At 59.4% G+C, this 17,174-nt stretch carries 15 protein-coding genes; 10 read left to right on the top strand and 5 right to left on the bottom strand.

Annotation, left to right across the window (positions count from 1 at the left end; all coding sequences use genetic code 11):
* Positions 1–38: 38 nt before the first annotated feature.
* Entirely contained in the window at positions 39–857 is an 819-nt protein-coding gene (gene ppsR, locus AB4N48_RS15200; RefSeq protein WP_016773826.1) for a posphoenolpyruvate synthetase regulatory kinase/phosphorylase PpsR, read from the bottom strand.
* A 174-nt stretch (positions 858–1,031) separates the two neighbouring features.
* Between ppsR and ppsA the strand changes: the two genes are divergently transcribed.
* The 8 genes from ppsA to AB4N48_RS15160 all read left to right on the top strand — a co-directional run bounded on the left by ppsA (position 1,032) and on the right by AB4N48_RS15160 (position 9,264).
* Positions 1,032–3,407 carry a phosphoenolpyruvate synthase gene (gene ppsA, locus AB4N48_RS15195; RefSeq protein WP_041479139.1) on the top strand — a complete coding sequence of 792 codons (2,376 nt, stop codon included), beginning with the start codon at positions 1,032–1,034 and terminating at the stop codon, positions 3,405–3,407.
* A gap of 185 nt (positions 3,408–3,592) precedes the next feature.
* A complete protein-coding gene (locus AB4N48_RS15190; protein ID WP_252877761.1) occupies positions 3,593–4,582 on the top strand; it encodes an alpha/beta fold hydrolase in 990 nt (329 codons plus the stop codon).
* A gap of 211 nt (positions 4,583–4,793) precedes the next feature.
* Entirely contained in the window at positions 4,794–5,285 is a 492-nt protein-coding gene (gene rraA, locus AB4N48_RS15185) for a ribonuclease E activity regulator RraA (RefSeq protein ID WP_039762996.1), read from the top strand.
* 21 nt (positions 5,286–5,306) lie between these two features.
* Entirely contained in the window at positions 5,307–6,302 is a 996-nt protein-coding gene (locus AB4N48_RS15180) for a zinc transporter ZntB (RefSeq protein WP_460093859.1), read from the top strand.
* Positions 6,303–6,365: 63 nt separating this feature from the next.
* Complete coding sequence (locus AB4N48_RS15175; RefSeq protein ID WP_003223293.1) at positions 6,366–6,614, top strand: hypothetical protein; 249 nt, start codon at positions 6,366–6,368, stop codon at positions 6,612–6,614.
* A 2-nt stretch (positions 6,615–6,616) separates the two neighbouring features.
* Positions 6,617–7,441: a mechanosensitive ion channel family protein gene (locus tag AB4N48_RS15170; protein ID WP_016773831.1), complete on the top strand. Its 825-nt coding sequence runs from the start codon at positions 6,617–6,619 to the stop codon at positions 7,439–7,441.
* A gap of 90 nt (positions 7,442–7,531) precedes the next feature.
* Complete coding sequence (gene sigX / locus AB4N48_RS15165) at positions 7,532–8,122, top strand: RNA polymerase sigma factor SigX (RefSeq protein WP_016773832.1); 591 nt, start codon at positions 7,532–7,534, stop codon at positions 8,120–8,122.
* A 107-nt stretch (positions 8,123–8,229) separates the two neighbouring features.
* Positions 8,230–9,264: an OmpA family protein gene (locus tag AB4N48_RS15160; protein ID WP_039762998.1), complete on the top strand. Its 1,035-nt coding sequence runs from the start codon at positions 8,230–8,232 to the stop codon at positions 9,262–9,264.
* 102 nt (positions 9,265–9,366) lie between these two features.
* Here AB4N48_RS15160 and cobA read toward each other — a convergent pair whose 3' ends face one another.
* The 4 genes from cobA to nirB are packed head-to-tail and all read right to left on the bottom strand — an operon-like array spanning position 9,367 to position 15,620.
* Entirely contained in the window at positions 9,367–10,128 is a 762-nt protein-coding gene (cobA, locus tag AB4N48_RS15155) for a uroporphyrinogen-III C-methyltransferase (RefSeq protein ID WP_460093858.1), read from the bottom strand.
* Between the two features lie 13 nt (positions 10,129–10,141).
* Positions 10,142–12,853 carry a nitrate reductase gene (locus AB4N48_RS15150; protein WP_460093856.1) on the bottom strand — a complete coding sequence of 904 codons (2,712 nt, stop codon included), beginning with the start codon at positions 12,851–12,853 and terminating at the stop codon, positions 10,142–10,144.
* A complete protein-coding gene (gene nirD, locus AB4N48_RS15145; RefSeq protein ID WP_016773836.1) occupies positions 12,853–13,170 on the bottom strand; it encodes a nitrite reductase small subunit NirD in 318 nt (105 codons plus the stop codon). The genes AB4N48_RS15150 and nirD overlap by 1 nt, the downstream gene beginning before the upstream one ends.
* A complete protein-coding gene (gene nirB, locus AB4N48_RS15140) occupies positions 13,167–15,620 on the bottom strand; it encodes a nitrite reductase large subunit NirB (protein WP_056784156.1) in 2,454 nt (817 codons plus the stop codon). Before nirB ends, nirD begins: the two co-directional genes overlap by 4 nt.
* A gap of 185 nt (positions 15,621–15,805) precedes the next feature.
* On the opposite strand from nirB, the gene AB4N48_RS15135 reads away from it, so the two are divergent.
* Both AB4N48_RS15135 and AB4N48_RS15130 read left to right on the top strand, forming a co-directional pair.
* Positions 15,806–15,961, top strand: coding sequence for a hypothetical protein (locus AB4N48_RS15135; protein WP_460093855.1), 156 nt, complete (start codon positions 15,806–15,808; stop codon positions 15,959–15,961).
* 225 nt (positions 15,962–16,186) lie between these two features.
* Positions 16,187–17,158 carry an IS110 family RNA-guided transposase gene (locus tag AB4N48_RS15130; protein ID WP_056786210.1) on the top strand — a complete coding sequence of 324 codons (972 nt, stop codon included), beginning with the start codon at positions 16,187–16,189 and terminating at the stop codon, positions 17,156–17,158.
* Positions 17,159–17,174: the final 16 nt, after the last annotated feature.

The raw sequence follows: 17,174 nt of genomic DNA, 5'->3' as shown, positions 1-17,174 counted from the left end.
GGCTTGCCCGCGATAGCGTCAGATCAGGCACCGCAAACCTACTTGAACCGCCGCTCAACCCCTTTCTCCACCAGAATCTTCGCCGAAATCTCTTCCACCGAGAAATGCGTGGAATTGATGTGCGGAATATTCTCGCGGCGGAACAGGTTCTCTACTTCGCGCACTTCGAATTCGCACTGGGCGTAGCTCGAATAACGGCTGTTGGGCTTGCGCTCGTTGCGAATCGCAGTGAGGCGGTCCGGGTCGATGGTCAGGCCGAACAGCTTGTGCTGATGGGCGCGCAGGGCCGTCGGCAGGGTCAGGCGCTCCATGTCGTCTTCGGTCAGCGGATAGTTGGCCGCGCGGATACCGAACTGCATGGCCATGTACAGACACGTCGGCGTTTTGCCGCATCGCGACACGCCCACTAGTATCAGATCGGCTTTGTCGTAATAGTGGGTGCGCGCGCCGTCATCGTTGTCGAGGGCGAAGTTCACCGCCTCGATGCGCTCCATGTAATTGGAGTTGTGCCCAATGGAATGGGACTTGCCGACGGTGTAGGAAGAATGCTCGGTAAGCTCCTGTTCGAGCGGCGCGAGGAAGGTCGAGAAAATGTCGATCATGAAACCATTGGACGTTGCGAGAATCTCACGAATGTCCTGATTGACGATGGTGTCGAAGATGATCGGCCGAAAGCCGTCGGTTTCAGCGGCTTTGTTGATTTGTTGTACCATGGCCCGCGCTTTTTCCACGCTGTCGATGTAGGGCCGCGTGAATTTGCTGAAGGTAATGTTTTCGAACTGCGCCAGCAGGCTTTGACCCAGGGTTTCGGCGGTAATGCCGGTGCCATCGGAGATGAAGAAAGCAGATCGTTTCATTTGCACCTTGGGCCTTAAGCTAGTAACGAATCTTGGATATGATAGGCGCGATTTGCCGGCCGCCATTGGCCCGCATTCTCACTTATTTTCCAGGTCCAGGCCATACAACCGGCCAAGGCTCCCCCGGGCCGCCGGTTTCTGAGCTTTTCCAACACAGTTAGTGGAGAGATCACCTTGGTAGAGTACGTAGTTTCCCTCGATAAGCTCGGCAAACACGATGTTGAGCATGTGGGGGGCAAGAACGCATCCCTGGGCGAGATGATCAGTAACCTGGCAGGCGCCGGTGTTTCGGTCCCCGGCGGCTTCGCCACGACGGCTCAGGCCTATCGTGACTTCCTCGAACTGAGCGGCCTGAACGAGCAGATCCACAAGGCCCTCGACGCGCTTGACGTCGACGACGTCAATGCCCTGGCCAAGACCGGCGCGCAGATCCGCCAATGGATCATGGACGCCGAATTCCCGGAAAAACTGAATGCCGAGATCCGCACCGCGTTCGCCGCGCTGTCGGCGGGCAATCCTGATGTGGCTGTGGCCGTGCGTTCTTCTGCTACCGCCGAAGACCTGCCGGACGCCTCGTTCGCCGGTCAGCAGGAAACCTTCCTGAACATCCGTGGTGTGGAAAACGTAATCCGCGCCGCTAAAGAGGTGTTCGCTTCGCTGTTCAACGACCGTGCGATTTCCTACCGCGTGCACCAGGGCTTCGACCACAAACTGGTCGCCCTGTCGGCTGGCGTGCAGCGCATGGTGCGTTCGGAAACCGGCACCGCCGGCGTGATGTTCACCCTCGATACCGAATCCGGTTTCCGTGACGTGGTGTTCATCACCGGCGCTTACGGCCTGGGCGAAACCGTCGTACAAGGCGCGGTCAACCCGGATGAGTTCTACGTACACAAAGGCACGCTGGAGGCCGGTCGTCCGGCGATCCTGCGTCGCAATCTGGGCAGCAAAGCCATCAAGATGATCTACGGCGACGAGGCCAAGGCCGGTCGTTCGGTCAAGACTGTCGATGTCGACAAGGCCGAGCGCGCGCGTTTCTGCCTGACCGATGCCGAAGTCAGCGAGCTGGCCAAGCAGGCGATGATCATCGAGAAGCACTACGGCTGCCCGATGGACATCGAGTGGGCCAAGGACGGTGACGACGGCAAGCTGTACATCGTCCAGGCGCGTCCGGAAACCGTGAAAAGCCGCACCCAGGCCAACGTCATGGAACGTTACCTGCTGAAAGAGACCGGTACCGTACTGGTGGAAGGCCGGGCGATCGGCCAGCGCATCGGCGCCGGTAAAGTGCGGATCATCAAAGACGTCTCGGAAATGGACAAGGTCCAGCCGGGCGACGTGCTGGTTTCCGACATGACCGACCCGGACTGGGAACCGGTGATGAAGCGCGCCAGCGCCATCGTCACCAACCGTGGCGGGCGTACCTGCCACGCGGCGATCATCGCCCGTGAGCTGGGCATTCCGGCGGTGGTCGGTTGCGGTAACGCCACCCAGTTGCTGAAGGATGGCCAGGGCGTGACCGTATCCTGCGCCGAAGGCGACACCGGCTACATTTTCGAAGGCGAACTGGGCTTCGACATCAAGAAGAACTCCGTCGATGCCATGCCGGAGCTGCCGTTCAAGATCATGATGAACGTCGGCAACCCGGACCGCGCCTTCGACTTCGCCCAATTGCCGAACGCCGGCGTTGGTCTGGCGCGTCTGGAATTCATCATCAACCGCATGATCGGCGTGCACCCGAAAGCGCTGTTGAACTACGACGGCCTGCCGCAGGAAATCAAGGACAGCGTCGACAAGCGTATTGCCGGCTACAGCGACCCGGTCGACTTCTACGTCGACAAACTGGTGGAAGGCATCAGCACCCTGGCTGCAGCGTTCACGCCGAAAAAAGTCATCGTGCGTCTGTCGGACTTCAAGTCCAACGAATACGCCAACCTGATCGGCGGCAAGCTCTACGAGCCGGAAGAAGAAAACCCGATGCTGGGCTTCCGTGGCGCTTCGCGTTACATCAGCGAATCGTTCCGCGACTGCTTCGAACTCGAATGCCGCGCGCTGAAACGCGTGCGCAACGAGATGGGCCTGACCAACGTGGAAATCATGGTGCCGTTCGTCCGTACTCTCGGCGAAGCCAGCCAGGTGGTCGATCTGCTCGCCGAGAACGGCTTGAAGCGTGGCGAGAACGGTCTACGCGTAATCATGATGTGCGAACTGCCATCCAACGCGATTCTGGCTGAGGAATTCCTCGAATTCTTCGACGGTTTCTCGATCGGCTCCAACGACCTGACCCAACTGACGCTGGGTCTGGACCGTGACTCGGGGATCATCGCGCACCTGTTCGACGAACGTAATCCAGCGGTCAAGAAGCTGTTGGCCAACGCCATTCAGGCCTGCAACAAGGCTGGCAAGTACATCGGCATCTGCGGTCAGGGTCCTTCGGACCACCCGGATCTGGCCAAGTGGCTGATGGAACAGGGCATCGAGAGCGTGTCGCTGAACCCGGACACCGTGCTGGAAACCTGGTTCTTCCTCGCCGAAGGTCAGGCACAGGCTTGATCAACATGTGAACGGGCCGCGCCCCCTGTAGGAGCGAGCCTGCTCGCGAAGACGGAGCAACATTCACCATGGATGTTGATTGATACACCGCTTTCGCGAGCTGGCTCGCTCCCACAGGGGCCGGGCCTTGAGATTGAAGTAGGGCGGGCTCCATCGGATGCCGCCCTTTTTTGTGCAAGAGCATTATGCAAAGCAGCAGCAACCTGTTTCCTGTCGCGCTGATCAGCGCCGAGCGGCGCGGCGATCTGAGCGAAGACGTCTATCGATTGAAACCCGGCAACAGCCCGGACTGGTCCGTAGAGATCGCCGTCACCCGCCTGGGCATGGCCGATGACACGGCGCCACGCGGCGTGCCGGTGATTCTGTTGCACGGCAGCTTTTCCAATCGGCGCTTCTGGTTTTCCCCCAAAGGCCTCGGGCTCGGCGCGTATCTGACGCGGCTGGGCTTCGACGTGTGGATTCCGGAAATGCGCGGTCACGGCCTGTCCCAGCGCAACGAAGACTATCGGCGCAACCGCGTGGCCGATTATGCCCGTTACGATCTGCCGGCGATTGCCGCGTTCGTGCGTGAGCAAAGCGGACAGATCCCGCACTGGATCGGCCATTCGCTGGGCGGCATCACCCTGGCAGCAGCGCTCGGCGGCGAGTATCTCGGCGAACCGGCCGTGGCCTCGGCGGCGTTTTTCGGCACCCAGGTCAGCCGCACCTATTGGCCACTGAAGATTCCACCGGTGGAGTGGGGCGGGCGCTTTATTCTCAAGCGTTTCGCGCAGTTGTCCGGCTCACGCCTCAAACGCGGTCCGGAAGACGAACCGATCGGCCTGGCCATCGAAAGCATGCGCTGGTACGGCTTGTTCGGTCGCTTCGGCGACAAGGACAAGGACTGGTGGGCTGGACTTGCCGAGGTTCAGGTACCGGTGCTGGCGGTGACGGCAGCGGGCGATCATCAGGATCCGGCGTGGGCCTGCCGCAAGCTGTTCGAGCAGATCGGCTCAGAGTGCAAGCAGTTCATCAACCTGGGCCGCGAGCAGGGCTTCTCGGATAATTTCGGCCATGTCGAAATGCTGGTGAGCAAAGCTGCGCAGGCTGAAGTGTGGCCGCTGGTGGCGCGCTGGTTGAAGGATCAGCAGACACCGTTGCTTGCGCAGCCAGCGAATCTGGCCTCCGCAGTGTGAGGGGCGTTCCGTTCAGCCTGGCTTGCGGCTAAGATATGACGCATTGTGCGGTTCTGGTCATATTTCGTGACTGTTTAGCTATTACGTTTCAGGGTTTGTTCAGGTTGCGTCAGCGACCATGGCATGGACTAAGGTAAACAGCGACCGCCGGAACTCGTCTCATCAGAATGCGGCATCCCTTGATCGTCTTCCTTGTTACAGGAGTTTTTCGATGGAACATTACCTTACGCCTGACCTGTGCGACGCCTACCCGGAGCTGGTGCAGGTGCTGGAACCGATGTTCAGCAATTTCGGCGGCCGGGATTCCTTCGGCGGCGAAATCGTGACCATCAAGTGCTTCGAAGACAATTCGCTGGTCAAGGAGCAAGCCGAACTCAACGGCAAAGGCAAAGTGCTGGTGGTTGATGGCGGCGGTTCGCTGCGCCGCGCCCTGCTGGGCGACATGATCGCCGCCAAGGCCGCGCAGAACGGCTGGGAAGGGCTGGTGATCTACGGTTGCATCCGTGACGTCGACGTCATTGCCCAGACCGATCTCGGCGTGCAGGCGCTGGCCAGTCACCCGATGAAAACCGACAAGCGCGGCATTGGCGACCTCAACGTCCCGGTGACTTTCGCCGGTGTGACGTTTCACCCGGGCCAGTACATTTATGCGGACAACAACGGCGTGATCGTTTCGCCGACTCCGCTGAAAATGCCTGAATAAGGTTTTCGACAAGGGATGCGGATGTTCGAGGAAGAAAACGCGCAATGGGGGCTGGTACATGCCCTGGTACTGGACGGCAAGGGCGGTGCGCGTTCGATAGCCCGGACTGAGCTCGACGATTTGCAGCTGCAGGCCCATGAAAGCCTGTGGCTGCACTGGGATCGCAGCCATCCGCAGACCCAAACCTGGCTGCGCAAATCCAGCGGGCTCAACGAATTCACCTGCGATCTGCTGCTGGAAGAGAACACCCGCCCGCGTCTGTTGCCATTGCCCGACTCCGAGCTGCTGCTGTTTCTGCGCGGGGTCAATCTCAACCCGGGCGCCGAGCCGGAAGACATGGTCTCGGTGCGGATTTTTGCCTCCGCTCAGCGCGTGATTTCCCTGCGCTTGCGTCCGTTGCGCGCTACAGATGAGTTGCTGGCGCTGCTGGGGGAGGGCAAAGGTCCGAAAACGTCTTCTGAATTGATGCTGTATCTGGCGCAGTTCCTCACCAATAAAGTGCAGGATCTGGTCACGTGCCTGTCGGAAGTGGTCGATGAAGAGGAAGAAAAACTCGACGCCGACGAACGGTATACGCCCGAGCACGGGGCGATTTTGCACATGCGCCGTAGAGCGGCCGGGCTGAAGCGTTTTCTTGCGCCACAGCGGGATATTTTCGGACAGCTGACGCGGATAAAATTGCCGTGGTTCGTCGAAGACGACGCCGACTACTGGAACGAATTGAACAACAGCCTGACCCGTTATCTGGAAGAGCTCGAATTGACTCGAGAGCGTGTGGGGCTTGTGCTGGAGGCCGAAGACCGGCGTTTGAGCGTGCACATGAATCGCACCATGTACCGCTTCGGCATCATTACCTGCATCTTTTTGCCGATGAGTTTCATCACCGGTCTGCTGGGCATCAATGTCGGCGGTATTCCGTTTGCCGAAAGCCCGTATGGTTTCCTGATTGCCTGCCTGACGGTACTCGCCCTGGCGTTCGGTCAGTGGTGGTTGTTCCGTCGATTGCGCTGGGTGTGAACATGGCGTATGTGACCCGAGTAAAACTGCCCGCGTCTTTCACAGACATCACGAGAGGTGCGTATGCACGATCCGTTTGAACAGTCTTTGCGCGACATGCTCAACGCTTCGCCGTCCAGCCGCGACGACGATGCCTGCCTGGGCCGCGTACTCAAAACCGCCAACCGCCAGGTCGGCGCCGGTGATCTGTTCAGCCTGCTGGGCCGCTGGCTGCCCGCGCTGATGATCGCCCTGAACAATGGCTCGGCGCATGTCTCGCCGGTTTCCCGTCTTCGTAAAACCACTGCTCGCACTGCTGATAAGGCTGATTGAATATGGAACTTGATCTCTGGACTCAGAGCCTCGTCACTGCAATGACTGCGTTGTGGACCAAAGTCGCTAACTTCATTCCGAACCTGTTCGGCGCACTGGTTGTGCTGCTGTTGGGTTTCGTCGTGGCCAAGCTGCTCGACACCTTGCTCTCCAAATTGCTCGCAAAACTGGGCCTTGATCGCCTGATGGGCGGTACCGGGCTGACCAAGCTGATGTCGCGCGCCGGGCTGCAAGTGCCGATCTCGACGCTGATCGGTAAAATTGTCTACTGGTTCGTTCTGCTGATTTTTCTGGTTTCTGCGGCAGAATCCCTTGGCCTCGAGCGAGTTTCAGCTACGCTGGACATGCTGGCGTTGTATCTGCCGAAAGTATTCGGCGCCGCGCTGGTGCTGCTGGTCGGTGTCCTGCTGGCGCAACTGGCCAACGGGCTGGTGCGCGGCGCAGCAGAAGGCGTAGGGCTGGACTACGCTTCCGGGTTGGGACGGATCGCGCAGGGGCTGGTGATCATCATCAGCATCTCGGTTGCGATCAGCCAGCTCGAGGTCAAGACCGACCTGCTGAACCATGTAATTGTCATCGTTTTGATTACCGTTGGTCTGGCAGTTGCGCTGGCCATGGGTTTGGGAAGCCGGGAAATCGCCGGTCAGATTCTTGCGGGAATCTATGTGCGTGAGCTGTATGAGGTTGGGCAACAAGTGCGTGTTGGCGAGGTCGAAGGCCAGATCGAAGAGATCGGCACGGTTAAAACCACATTGCTGACCGATGAGGGTGAGCTAGTCTCTCTCTCCAATCGGATCCTGCTGGAACAGCATGTGAGTAGCCGCTAAACCGGCAAACCCTGCTAATGTATGCCGCCGCAAAATGCCAGCCAAGGCTGGTTGTGGCGGACATTGACCTGACTGTCGGCACGACTTGTTTTGAATAAAGCCCAACCGCTATCCACGCGCTACGACCCCCGCGAGCTCTCTGATGAGGAGTTGGTCGCGCGCTCGCATACCGAGCTGTTTCACGTAACGCGCGCCTACGAAGAGTTGATGCGGCGTTACCAGCGAACATTATTTAACGTCTGCGCGAGATATCTTGGGAACGATCGCGACGCAGACGATGTCTGTCAGGAAGTGATGCTGAAGGTGCTGTACGGCCTGAAGAACTTCGAGGGGAAATCGAAGTTCAAAACCTGGCTTTACAGCATCACTTACAACGAATGCATCACGCAGTATCGGAAGGAACGGCGTAAGCGTCGCTTGATGGACGCTCTCAGTCTGGACCCTCTTGAAGAAGCGTCTGAAGAAAAGGCGCCGAAGCCGGAGGAGAAGGGTGGGCTTGATCGCTGGCTGGTGTATGTGAATCCGATTGACCGCGAAATTCTGGTGCTACGATTTGTCGCAGAGCTGGAGTTTCAGGAGATCGCAGACATCATGCACATGGGTTTGAGTGCGACAAAAATGCGTTACAAACGCGCTCTAGATAAATTGCGTGAGAAATTTGCAGGCATTGCTGAAACTTAGTTCAGCGCAAATATCTCTTACGTGTAGGCAAGTTCTGATAGACTTGCCGCCGAGTTGTCCCCCGGTTTGCGGGACTGCTTCACAATCACCAGATGGGGATTTAACGGATGAAACTGAAAAACACCTTGGGCTTGGCCATTGGTTCTCTGATTGCCGCCACTTCGTTCGGCGCTCTGGCACAAGGCCAAGGCGCAGTTGAAATCGAAGGCTTCGCTAAGAAAGAACAATTCGACAGCGCTCGTAACTTCAAGAACAACGGCAACCTGTTCGGCGGTTCGATCGGTTACTTCCTGACCGACGACGTTGAACTGCGTCTGGGCTACGACGAAGTGCACAACGTACGTGCCGACGATGGCAAGAACGTCAAAGGCGCTAACACCGCTCTGGACGCTCTGTACCACTTCAACAACCCAGGCGACATGATTCGTCCATACGTTTCGGCCGGTTTCTCCGACCAGAGCATCGACCAGAACGGTTCGAACGGTCGTAACCGTTCCACCTTCGCCAACGTTGGCGGCGGTGCCAAGCTGTACTTCACCGAGAACTTCTACGCCCGTGCCGGCGTTGAAGCTCAGTACAACATCGACCAGGGCGACACCGAGTGGGCTCCTAGCGTCGGTATCGGTGTGAACTTCGGTGGCGGCTCCAAGCCAGCTGCTGCTCCAGTTCCAGCACCTGCTGAAGTCTGCTCCGACAGCGACAACGATGGCGTTTGCGACAACGTTGACAAGTGCCCGGACACCCCAGCCAACGTAACCGTTGACGCTGATGGCTGCCCAGCAGTTGCTGAAGTTGTTCGTGTTGAGCTGGACGTGAAATTCGACTTCGACAAGTCGGTAGTCAAGCCTAACAGCTACGGCGACATCAAAAACCTGGCTGACTTCATGAAGCAGTACCCATCCACCACCACTACTGTTGAAGGTCACACTGACTCCGTCGGTCCTGACGCTTACAACCAGAAACTGTCCGAGCGTCGTGCAAACGCCGTTAAGCAAGTTCTGACCAACCAGTACGGTGTTGAATCGTCCCGCGTTCAGTCTGTTGGCTACGGCGAATCCCGCCCAGTTGCTGACAACAAAACTGAAGCTGGCCGCGCTGTAAACCGTCGCGTAGAAGCGCAGGTTGAAGCTCAAGCTAAGTAATTAGCTGCCGCTGATGGAAAAGCCCGGCTCAGGCCGGGCTTTTCTTTGTCTGCGATTTGGCTTTGAGTCTTGAAAGATCGCAGCCTGCGGCAGCTCCTACATTCAGATCATATGTGTCCTGTAGGAGCTGCCGAAGGCTGCGATCTTTTGCTCTTCCACGACACCAGCCACCGCACCAATCACCAGAATCGCCGGACTTTTCAACTCAAACGCCGAGGCATCCTCAGCCATCGCAGTCAGATCACTGCGACATTCACGCTGATGCGCCAAAGAAGCGTTTTCGATCATCGCCACCGGCGTATCCGCCGCCATCCCTCCCGCCAGCAGCTGATCACGAATCTCGCCCAGCTTGGCCACGCCCATGTAAACCACCAGCGTCGTCCCGCCTTGCGCCAGCGCCTGCCAGTTCAACTGGCTGTCATCCTGGGTGTGCGCAGTCACCAACGTTACTCCGCGCGCCACGCCCCGCAACGTCAGCGGAATATCGCACTGCGTCGCCCCGGCCAGCCCGGCGGTAATGCCATTGACCAATTCCACTTCAACCCCGCGCTCACGCAACCACTGCGCTTCTTCGCCACCGCGGCCGAAAATGCACGGATCGCCGCCCTTCAGGCGCACTACGCATTTGCCCTGGCGTGAATAACGCAGCATCAGCCGATGAATGAATGCCTGTGGCGTCGAACGGCAGCCGCCGCGCTTGCCAACGGGAATAACCCGCGCAGTCGGGCAGTGTTCCAGCACGGCGTCGTTGACCAGATCATCGATCATCACCACATCGGCCTCGCGCAATGCACGCACCGCTTTGAGCGTCAGCAACTCCGGATCGCCAGGGCCTGCGCCCACCAGCCAGACTTTCGCATTCATGGTGTTGTCCTCGTTAAATGACCGCGACCGGCCGCGCTTCGGCAGCCAGCAGACGCTTGATTTCCGGCACGCAGGAACCGCATTGCGTACCGCATCGGAGATTGTTTTTCAGGCCTTGCAGATCCAGGCCCTGGCGAATGCCGGCGCAGACTGCGTTGAGGCTGACGTTTTCGCAATTGCACAAGGTCTTGTCGCTCGCAATGGCGCCGACAGCGCCTGGCGGCGCGCTCATCGGCGCGAGCAGCCAGCGCCGCAGTTGTTGGTCGGCGCGGCCCTCCAGCCACAGGCTCTGCAACCAGTGTTGCGCAAGGGTTTCGCCGGCCAGGCGAATCGCAGTGATACGGCCGTTTTCGATGCGCACCCGCTTGCCAATGGCGCGACGCGGGTCGTCATAGGCCAGAACCGGGCCATCCAGCAGTGACAGGCATTGGTCGATCTCGCCCAGCAGTTGTGGATCCGGCGCCTGGCTGTGTGCAGCGCGTATCAGCAGCGCTGGCCGCTCACGACCGACAAGGCTGAGGCTGACGTAGGAAAACGCCTCGCACAGCGGTCGTAGCGTCTCGAAATGCCGTTGAACATCACCCTCGATCAAGGCGAACAGTTGCCACGGCAGGTTGACTGCCTCCAGACGCACGCCGCTGTGCTTGAGCTCCGGTTGTTTGGACAGCGGATCAAACGCCGGCAAGGTCAGCGTGTTGACGCCGCCCTTGAGATAGCGATCGCCCCAGTGCATCGGCAGGAACGCCTGGCCCGGACGCACGCTGTCGTCGCTGCCGACCGCAACAATCACTGCGCCACGGCGGCTTTTCAGATTGACCAGATCACCGGGCTGCAAGCGGTGCCGGCGCATTTCGTCAGGGTGCAGGCTCAGCACGGCTTCGCTGACGTGGCCGAACAATTGCGCGGCGGTGCCGGTGCGGCTCATGCCGTGCCACTGGTCACGCAGGCGACCGGTGATCAAAGTCAGCGGGAAGCGCGCGTCGCGTTGTTCCTTGGCGGCGCGATAAGGATCGGCAATGAACTGCGCGCGGCCGCTAGCCGTAGGAAAGACGTCGTCTTCGTAAAGTCGTGTGGTGCCTCGCCGGGCGCCGGCAGGGAAGGGCCATTGCTGCGGACCGATCTCGTCGATCAAGGCATGACTGATCCCGGACAGATCCAGGTCTCGCCCACGGGTCAGCGCTTTGAATTCATCAAACAACTGCGAAGGTTGATCGAAAGCGAACAGACTTGGCTGCTTGGGGCGCAGACGTTTCTCCAGACGCTGTGCGAAATCCACCGTGATTGCCCAGTCCGGCCGCGCTTCGCCCGGTGCGACAACCGCTTTGCGCACGTGGGAAATGCGCCGCTCGGAGTTGGTCACCGAACCTTCTTTCTCGCCCCAACTGGCGGCGGGTACCAGCAGGTCGGCAAACGCAGCGGTTTCGGTGGTGCGAAAGGCTTCCTGCAATACCACAAAAGGGCAGGCCTCAAGCGCTGCGCGGACTGCGCTCTGATCAGGCATCGATTGCGCCGGATTGGTACAGGCAATCCACAGCGCTTTGATTTTGCCGCTGCGCAGGTTTTCGAACAGTTCGATGGCGCTCAGGCCCGGCGCCTCGGGCAAGCTCTCCACCCCCCAGTACGCCGCCACCTCGGCGCGATGCTCCGGGTTGGCGGCATCGCGGTGACCCGGCAGCAGATTGGACAGACTGCCGGTTTCCCGCCCGCCCATCGCATTTGGCTGACCCGTCAGGGAGAAAGGTCCTGCACCGGGCCGGCCGATTTGCCCGGTGGCCAGGTGCAGATTGATCAGCGCGCTGTTTTTCGCGCTGCCGGCGGTGGACTGATTCAGGCCCATGCACCACAGCGACAGGAAGCTCGGCGCCGTGCCGATCCATTCTGCGCATTGCTGCAGTTGCTCGATGCTGATGCCGCACAGCTGCGAAACCATTTGCGGGGTGTAATCGCGGACCAGGGTTTTGAGTTCGGCGAGGCCTTCGGTGTGCGCCTTGATGAAATCGCGATCGATCCAGTCTTCCCACAGCAGCAGATGCAAAATCCCATGGAACAACGCGACATCTGTGCCCGGAAGAATCGCCAGATGCAGGTCAGCCAAATCGCAGGTGTCTGTGCGACGCGGGTCGATAACGATGACTTTCATCTGCGGGCGACGGGATTTGGCTTCCTCCAGTCGACGGAAAAGTACCGGATGGGCGTAGGCCATGTTACTGCCGACGATCATCACGCAGTCGCTCAGCTCCAGGTCTTCGTAACTGCACGGCGGCGCGTCGGCGCCGAGGCTGCGTTTGTAGCCGACCACCGCCGAAGACATGCACAGCCGCGAATTGCTGTCGATGTTGTTGGTGCCGACCAGCGCCCGCGCCAGTTTGTTGAAGGCGTAGTAGTCCTCGGTGAGCAACTGCCCGGAGATGTAGAACGCCACGCTGTCCGGGCCGTGCTCGGCGATGGTTTCGGCGAACACGTTGGTCGCGTGGTCGAGGGCGGTATCCCAGTCAGTACGGCTGCGCGCCAGGCCTTTGCCCAGGCGCAGTTCCGGGTACAAGGCGCGGGCGGCGAGGTCGCCGGTCAGGTGCAGCGTCGAGCCTTTGCTGCACAGTTTGCCGAAGTTGGCCGGGTGCGCCGGATCGCCGCTGACGCCGAGGATGCGCTCGCCGTCATGCTCGATCAGTACGCCGCAGCCGACCCCGCAGTAACAGCAGGTCGAGGCGGTCGTCTGGCGGTTCATCAGATGGCGTCCCGCAGGGCCAGTTGCACCCGGCCATTCTCGACCCGGGCCGGATGGTGATGGGCGCAGCCGATGTCCGGCGCCTGGGCTTCGCCGGTTTCCAGGTCGATCTGCCAGTTGTGCAGCGGGCAGGCCACGCGCTTGCCATAGATCAGGCCCTGCGAAAGCGGGCCGCCCTTGTGCGGGCAGCGGTCATCGAGGGCGAAAACCTCGTCGTCGCTTGTACGAAAAATCGCGATGTCTCCTTTCGGCCCGGCAATGATCCGCGAACCGAGGGCGTTGATCTCTTCCAGCGCACAGATATCGAGCCAGTTCATGCCGGCACCTCCAGGTTTTTCACGGGGATCACGTCGAATTCTTTCTTCAGTTGCGGCTGCGCCAGGCGCTCTTTCCATGGGTCCTGTTCGAACGACAGGGAGAATTGCAGGCGCTCGTTCAGGGCCTTGCGCCGCTCGGCGTCTTCGAGCACGTTCTTCTTGATGTGCTCCATGCCTACCCGTTGCAGGTAATGCACGGTGCGTTCGAGGTAGAAGGCTTCTTCGCGGTAGAGCTGCAGGAACGCGCCGTTGTATTCGCGGACTTCTTCGGCAGTCTTGAGCTTGACGAAGAACTCGGCGACTTCGGTCTTGATCCCGCCGTTGCCACCGATGTACATCTCCCAGCCGGAGTCGACGCCGATAATTCCTACGTCCTTGATGCCCGCTTCCGAGCAGTTGCGTGGGCAACCGGACACTGCCAGCTTCACTTTGTGCGGCGACCACATATTGAACAGGTCGTGTTCGAGCTCGATGCCCAGTTGCGTCGAGTTCTGCGTGCCGAAGCGGCAGAACTCGCTGCCAACGCAGGTTTTCACCGTGCGGATGGATTTGCCGTAGGCGTGGCCGGACGGCATGTCGAGGTCTCTCCAGACGCCGGGCAGATCCTGTTTCTTGATCCCCAGCAAGTCGATGCGCTGACCGCCGGTGACCTTGACCATCGGCACGTTGTACTTGTCGGCCACATCGGCGATTCGGCGCAGTTCTGATGGGTTGGTGACGCCGCCCCACATGCGCGGCACCACCGAATAGGTGCCGTCCTTCTGGATGTTGGCGTGGGCGCGTTCGTTGATCAGGCGCGATTGCGGATCGTCCTTGGCCTCGCCCGGCCAGGTGGAAATCAGGTAGTAGTTGAGCGCCGGGCGACAGGTCGCGCAGCCATTGGGCGTGCGCCAGTTCAGGTAACTCATGGTCTCGGCGATGGTCAGCAGGTGTTCCTGGCGGATCGCCTGACGAATCTGCCCGTGGTTGAGATCGCTGCAACCGCAGATGGCTTTTTCGCTTTTCGGTTTGACGTCGGCCGCGCCACCCACGGTATTGATCAGAATTTGCTCGACCAGACCGGCGCAGGAACCGCAGGAGCTGGCAGCCTTGGTGTGTTTCTTCACTTCGTCGACGCTGAACAGGCCGTGTTCCTGAATCGCCTTGACGATGGTGCCCTTGCAGACACCGTTGCAGCCACACACTTCGGCGCTGTCGGCCATGACCATGGCTTTGTCCTGGCCCTGATGTCCTACGTCGCCTAAAGCGTTTTCGCCGAACATGAGGTGATCGCGGATCTCGCCGATGGCGTGATTCTCACGAATCTGCCGGAAATACCAACCGCCATCTGCCGTATCGCCGTACAGACAAGCGCCAACCAGCACGTCATCCTTGATCACCAGTTTTTTGTACACACCGCCGATCGGGTCGGAGAGGGTGATGGTCTCGGTGCCTTCGCCGCCCATGAAGTCGCCGGCGGAGAACAGGTCGATGCCGGTGACTTTCAATTTGGTCGAGGTCACTGAACCCTGATAGCGAGCGAAACCCAGTTGCGCGAGGTGATTGGCGCAGACCTTGGCTTGTTCGAACAGCGGTGCAACCAGACCGTAGGCAATGCCGCGATGGCTGGCGCATTCGCCGATTGCGTAGATGCGCGGGTCGTAGGTTTGCAGGGTGTCGTTGACCAGAATCCCGCGATTGCACGGAATGCCGGCCTTTTCTGCCAGTTCAGTGTTGGGACGGATGCCGGCGGCCATCACCACCAGATCGGCAGGGATGATGTCGCCGTTCTTGAACTGCACCGAGCCGACCCGGCCATTGCCGGCGTCGTGCAGGGCTTGGGTCTGTTCGCACAGGCGAAAATGCAGGCCACGGGATTCCAGCGCCGATTGCAGAAGCTGGCCGCTGGTCTTGTCCAGTTGCCGCTCCAGCAGCCATTCGCCGAGGTGCACCACGGTCACGTGCATGCCGCGCAGCATCAGGCCGTTGGCCGCTTCGAGGCCGAGCAGACCGCCGCCGATGACCACGGCGTGCTTGTGGGTCCTGGCGGTGTCGATCATGGCCTGGGTGTCGGCGATGTCGCGGTAACCGATCACGCCCTGCAAAGTGTTGCCGGGGATTGGCAGGATGAACGGAGTCGAGCCGGTGGCGATCAGCAGACGGTCGTACTCGGCTTCGGTGCCGTCCTCGGCGATCACTCGGCGTTTGACCCGGTCGATCTCCACCACTTTGCGGTTGAGCAGCAACTTGATGTTGTTTTCCAGGTACCAGTCGAGGTCGTTGAGGACGATCTCTTCGAAGGTCTGCTCACCGGCCAGCACCGGCGACAACAGGATGCGGTTGTAGTTGGTGTGCGGTTCGGCGCCGAAGACGGTGATGTCGTAGAGCTCGTCGCTCAGCTTGAGCAGTTCTTCCAGGGTACGGACCCCGGCCATGCCATTGCCGATCATCACCAGTTTGAGTTTTTTCATCAGGTTCTCCGGGAGCTGCGGCTGGCCTCTGGTGGGCCGTCGGGCCTTGCTCGACAAATTTTGCGCAAACAAAAAAAGGCGTCCCGCTAGTTGCCTAGCGAGGACGCCTTTGTCCTGGTCCCGTTCTCTCGGGAAGCGCAGCCTTCGTCGTTGAAGGTTGGGCTTTATGTATGGTGAAAAGGGTAATGCAGTGGTTGTGCCAACTTGTTATGGCGCCGCAATTGCTGGTTTTTTTGCCCGATTGGAGCTGGCTCGATGCACTTTCTCGAGGCGTGTTGCGCTTTTTTGGAGCGCAGGATCAAAAGATCGCGGCCTTCGGCAGCTCCTTGTATCTCGACTAACGCTCTGTCAGGAGCGATAGTTCTCGACTGATCATCGAGGGAGGGACTTGGAAGCCGCGCAGCTCCTTAGGCTTTTTGCCTGTGACGTAGATCGTGCTCCAGCCCTCCACACTCACTCGTACAGTTCGCACGGTATCTTGGGCCCGCCTGCGGCGAGAGCCCGCATTCGCAAGGTTGGACAGAGTGACGTGATGATCGCAACAGGGAACAAGTGGAGAATCAATCATGTCCGGTTTCGTTGGCGTCGACATCGCAAAGAACACCTTTGATATCGCTACACACCAGCCCAACGGCAAGCACAAAACCAAGGCCAAGCTGGCCAACGATCCAAAGGGCTTTAAAGAGTTTGAGGCGTGGCTAGAAAAAAATGCCGAGCGTTCGGCCCTGATCGTGATGGAAGCCACCAGCGTCTACCATTTGGAGCTCGCGGAATTCGTTTACAACAAAGGCTTCCGGGTCTGCGTCGTGAACCCGGCTACGACCAAAGCGTACGCTGACAGCGAACTGCGCCGCATCAAGACTGATAAAAGCGATGCCAAACTGATCGCCGACTTTGCCCGGGAAAAGGATCAAAAACTTCACCCATGGGCGCCTGAGCCGCTGAAATACCGCCAGTTAAAAGCAATGGTGCGCCGCCTGGATGACCTTCAGGAAATGGAACAAATGGAGCTCAATCGTCTGGACGTTTCCGACGAAAAGGTCAAAGACTCGATCAACTCCGTTCTGCGCCATATCGAAAAAGAGATCGTAGAAACGCATAAGGCGATCAAAAAACACATCGATGACGACCCGGATATGCGTCAGATGCGGGATCTCATCGTAACCATCGACGGCATCGGACAAAAAACGCTTGAACGATTGCTCGCCGAACTGGGTGACTTGCGCAAATACAGTGATCCTCGCCAACTGGTCGCTGCTGCAGGGCTCAATCCAAAGCTGCAGGAATCAGGAAAGCTCAAAGGTCACACCCTGATCTCAAGAGTAGGGTCAGCACGGCTGCGTGCAGGCCTTTACATGCCTGGCATGGTGGCGCTGAAACACAATAAGGCGATCAAGGCGATGAAAGAACGCCTGGAAGCCAATGGCAAGGCCCCCAAGCAGATCATCTGCGCAGCAATGCGCAAGCTGCTGCACTTCGTTTACGGAGTGCTCAAGTCAGGACTGCCATATGACCCGAAACTTGCGCTTGCCCGGTGAGGCTCAAGACGGTATC

The sequence above is a fragment of the Pseudomonas sp. S2_C11 genome, from assembly GCF_054668395.1.
Note: the sequence above shows the minus strand (reverse complement) of the source record. Positions and strands in the feature narration are given on the sequence as shown.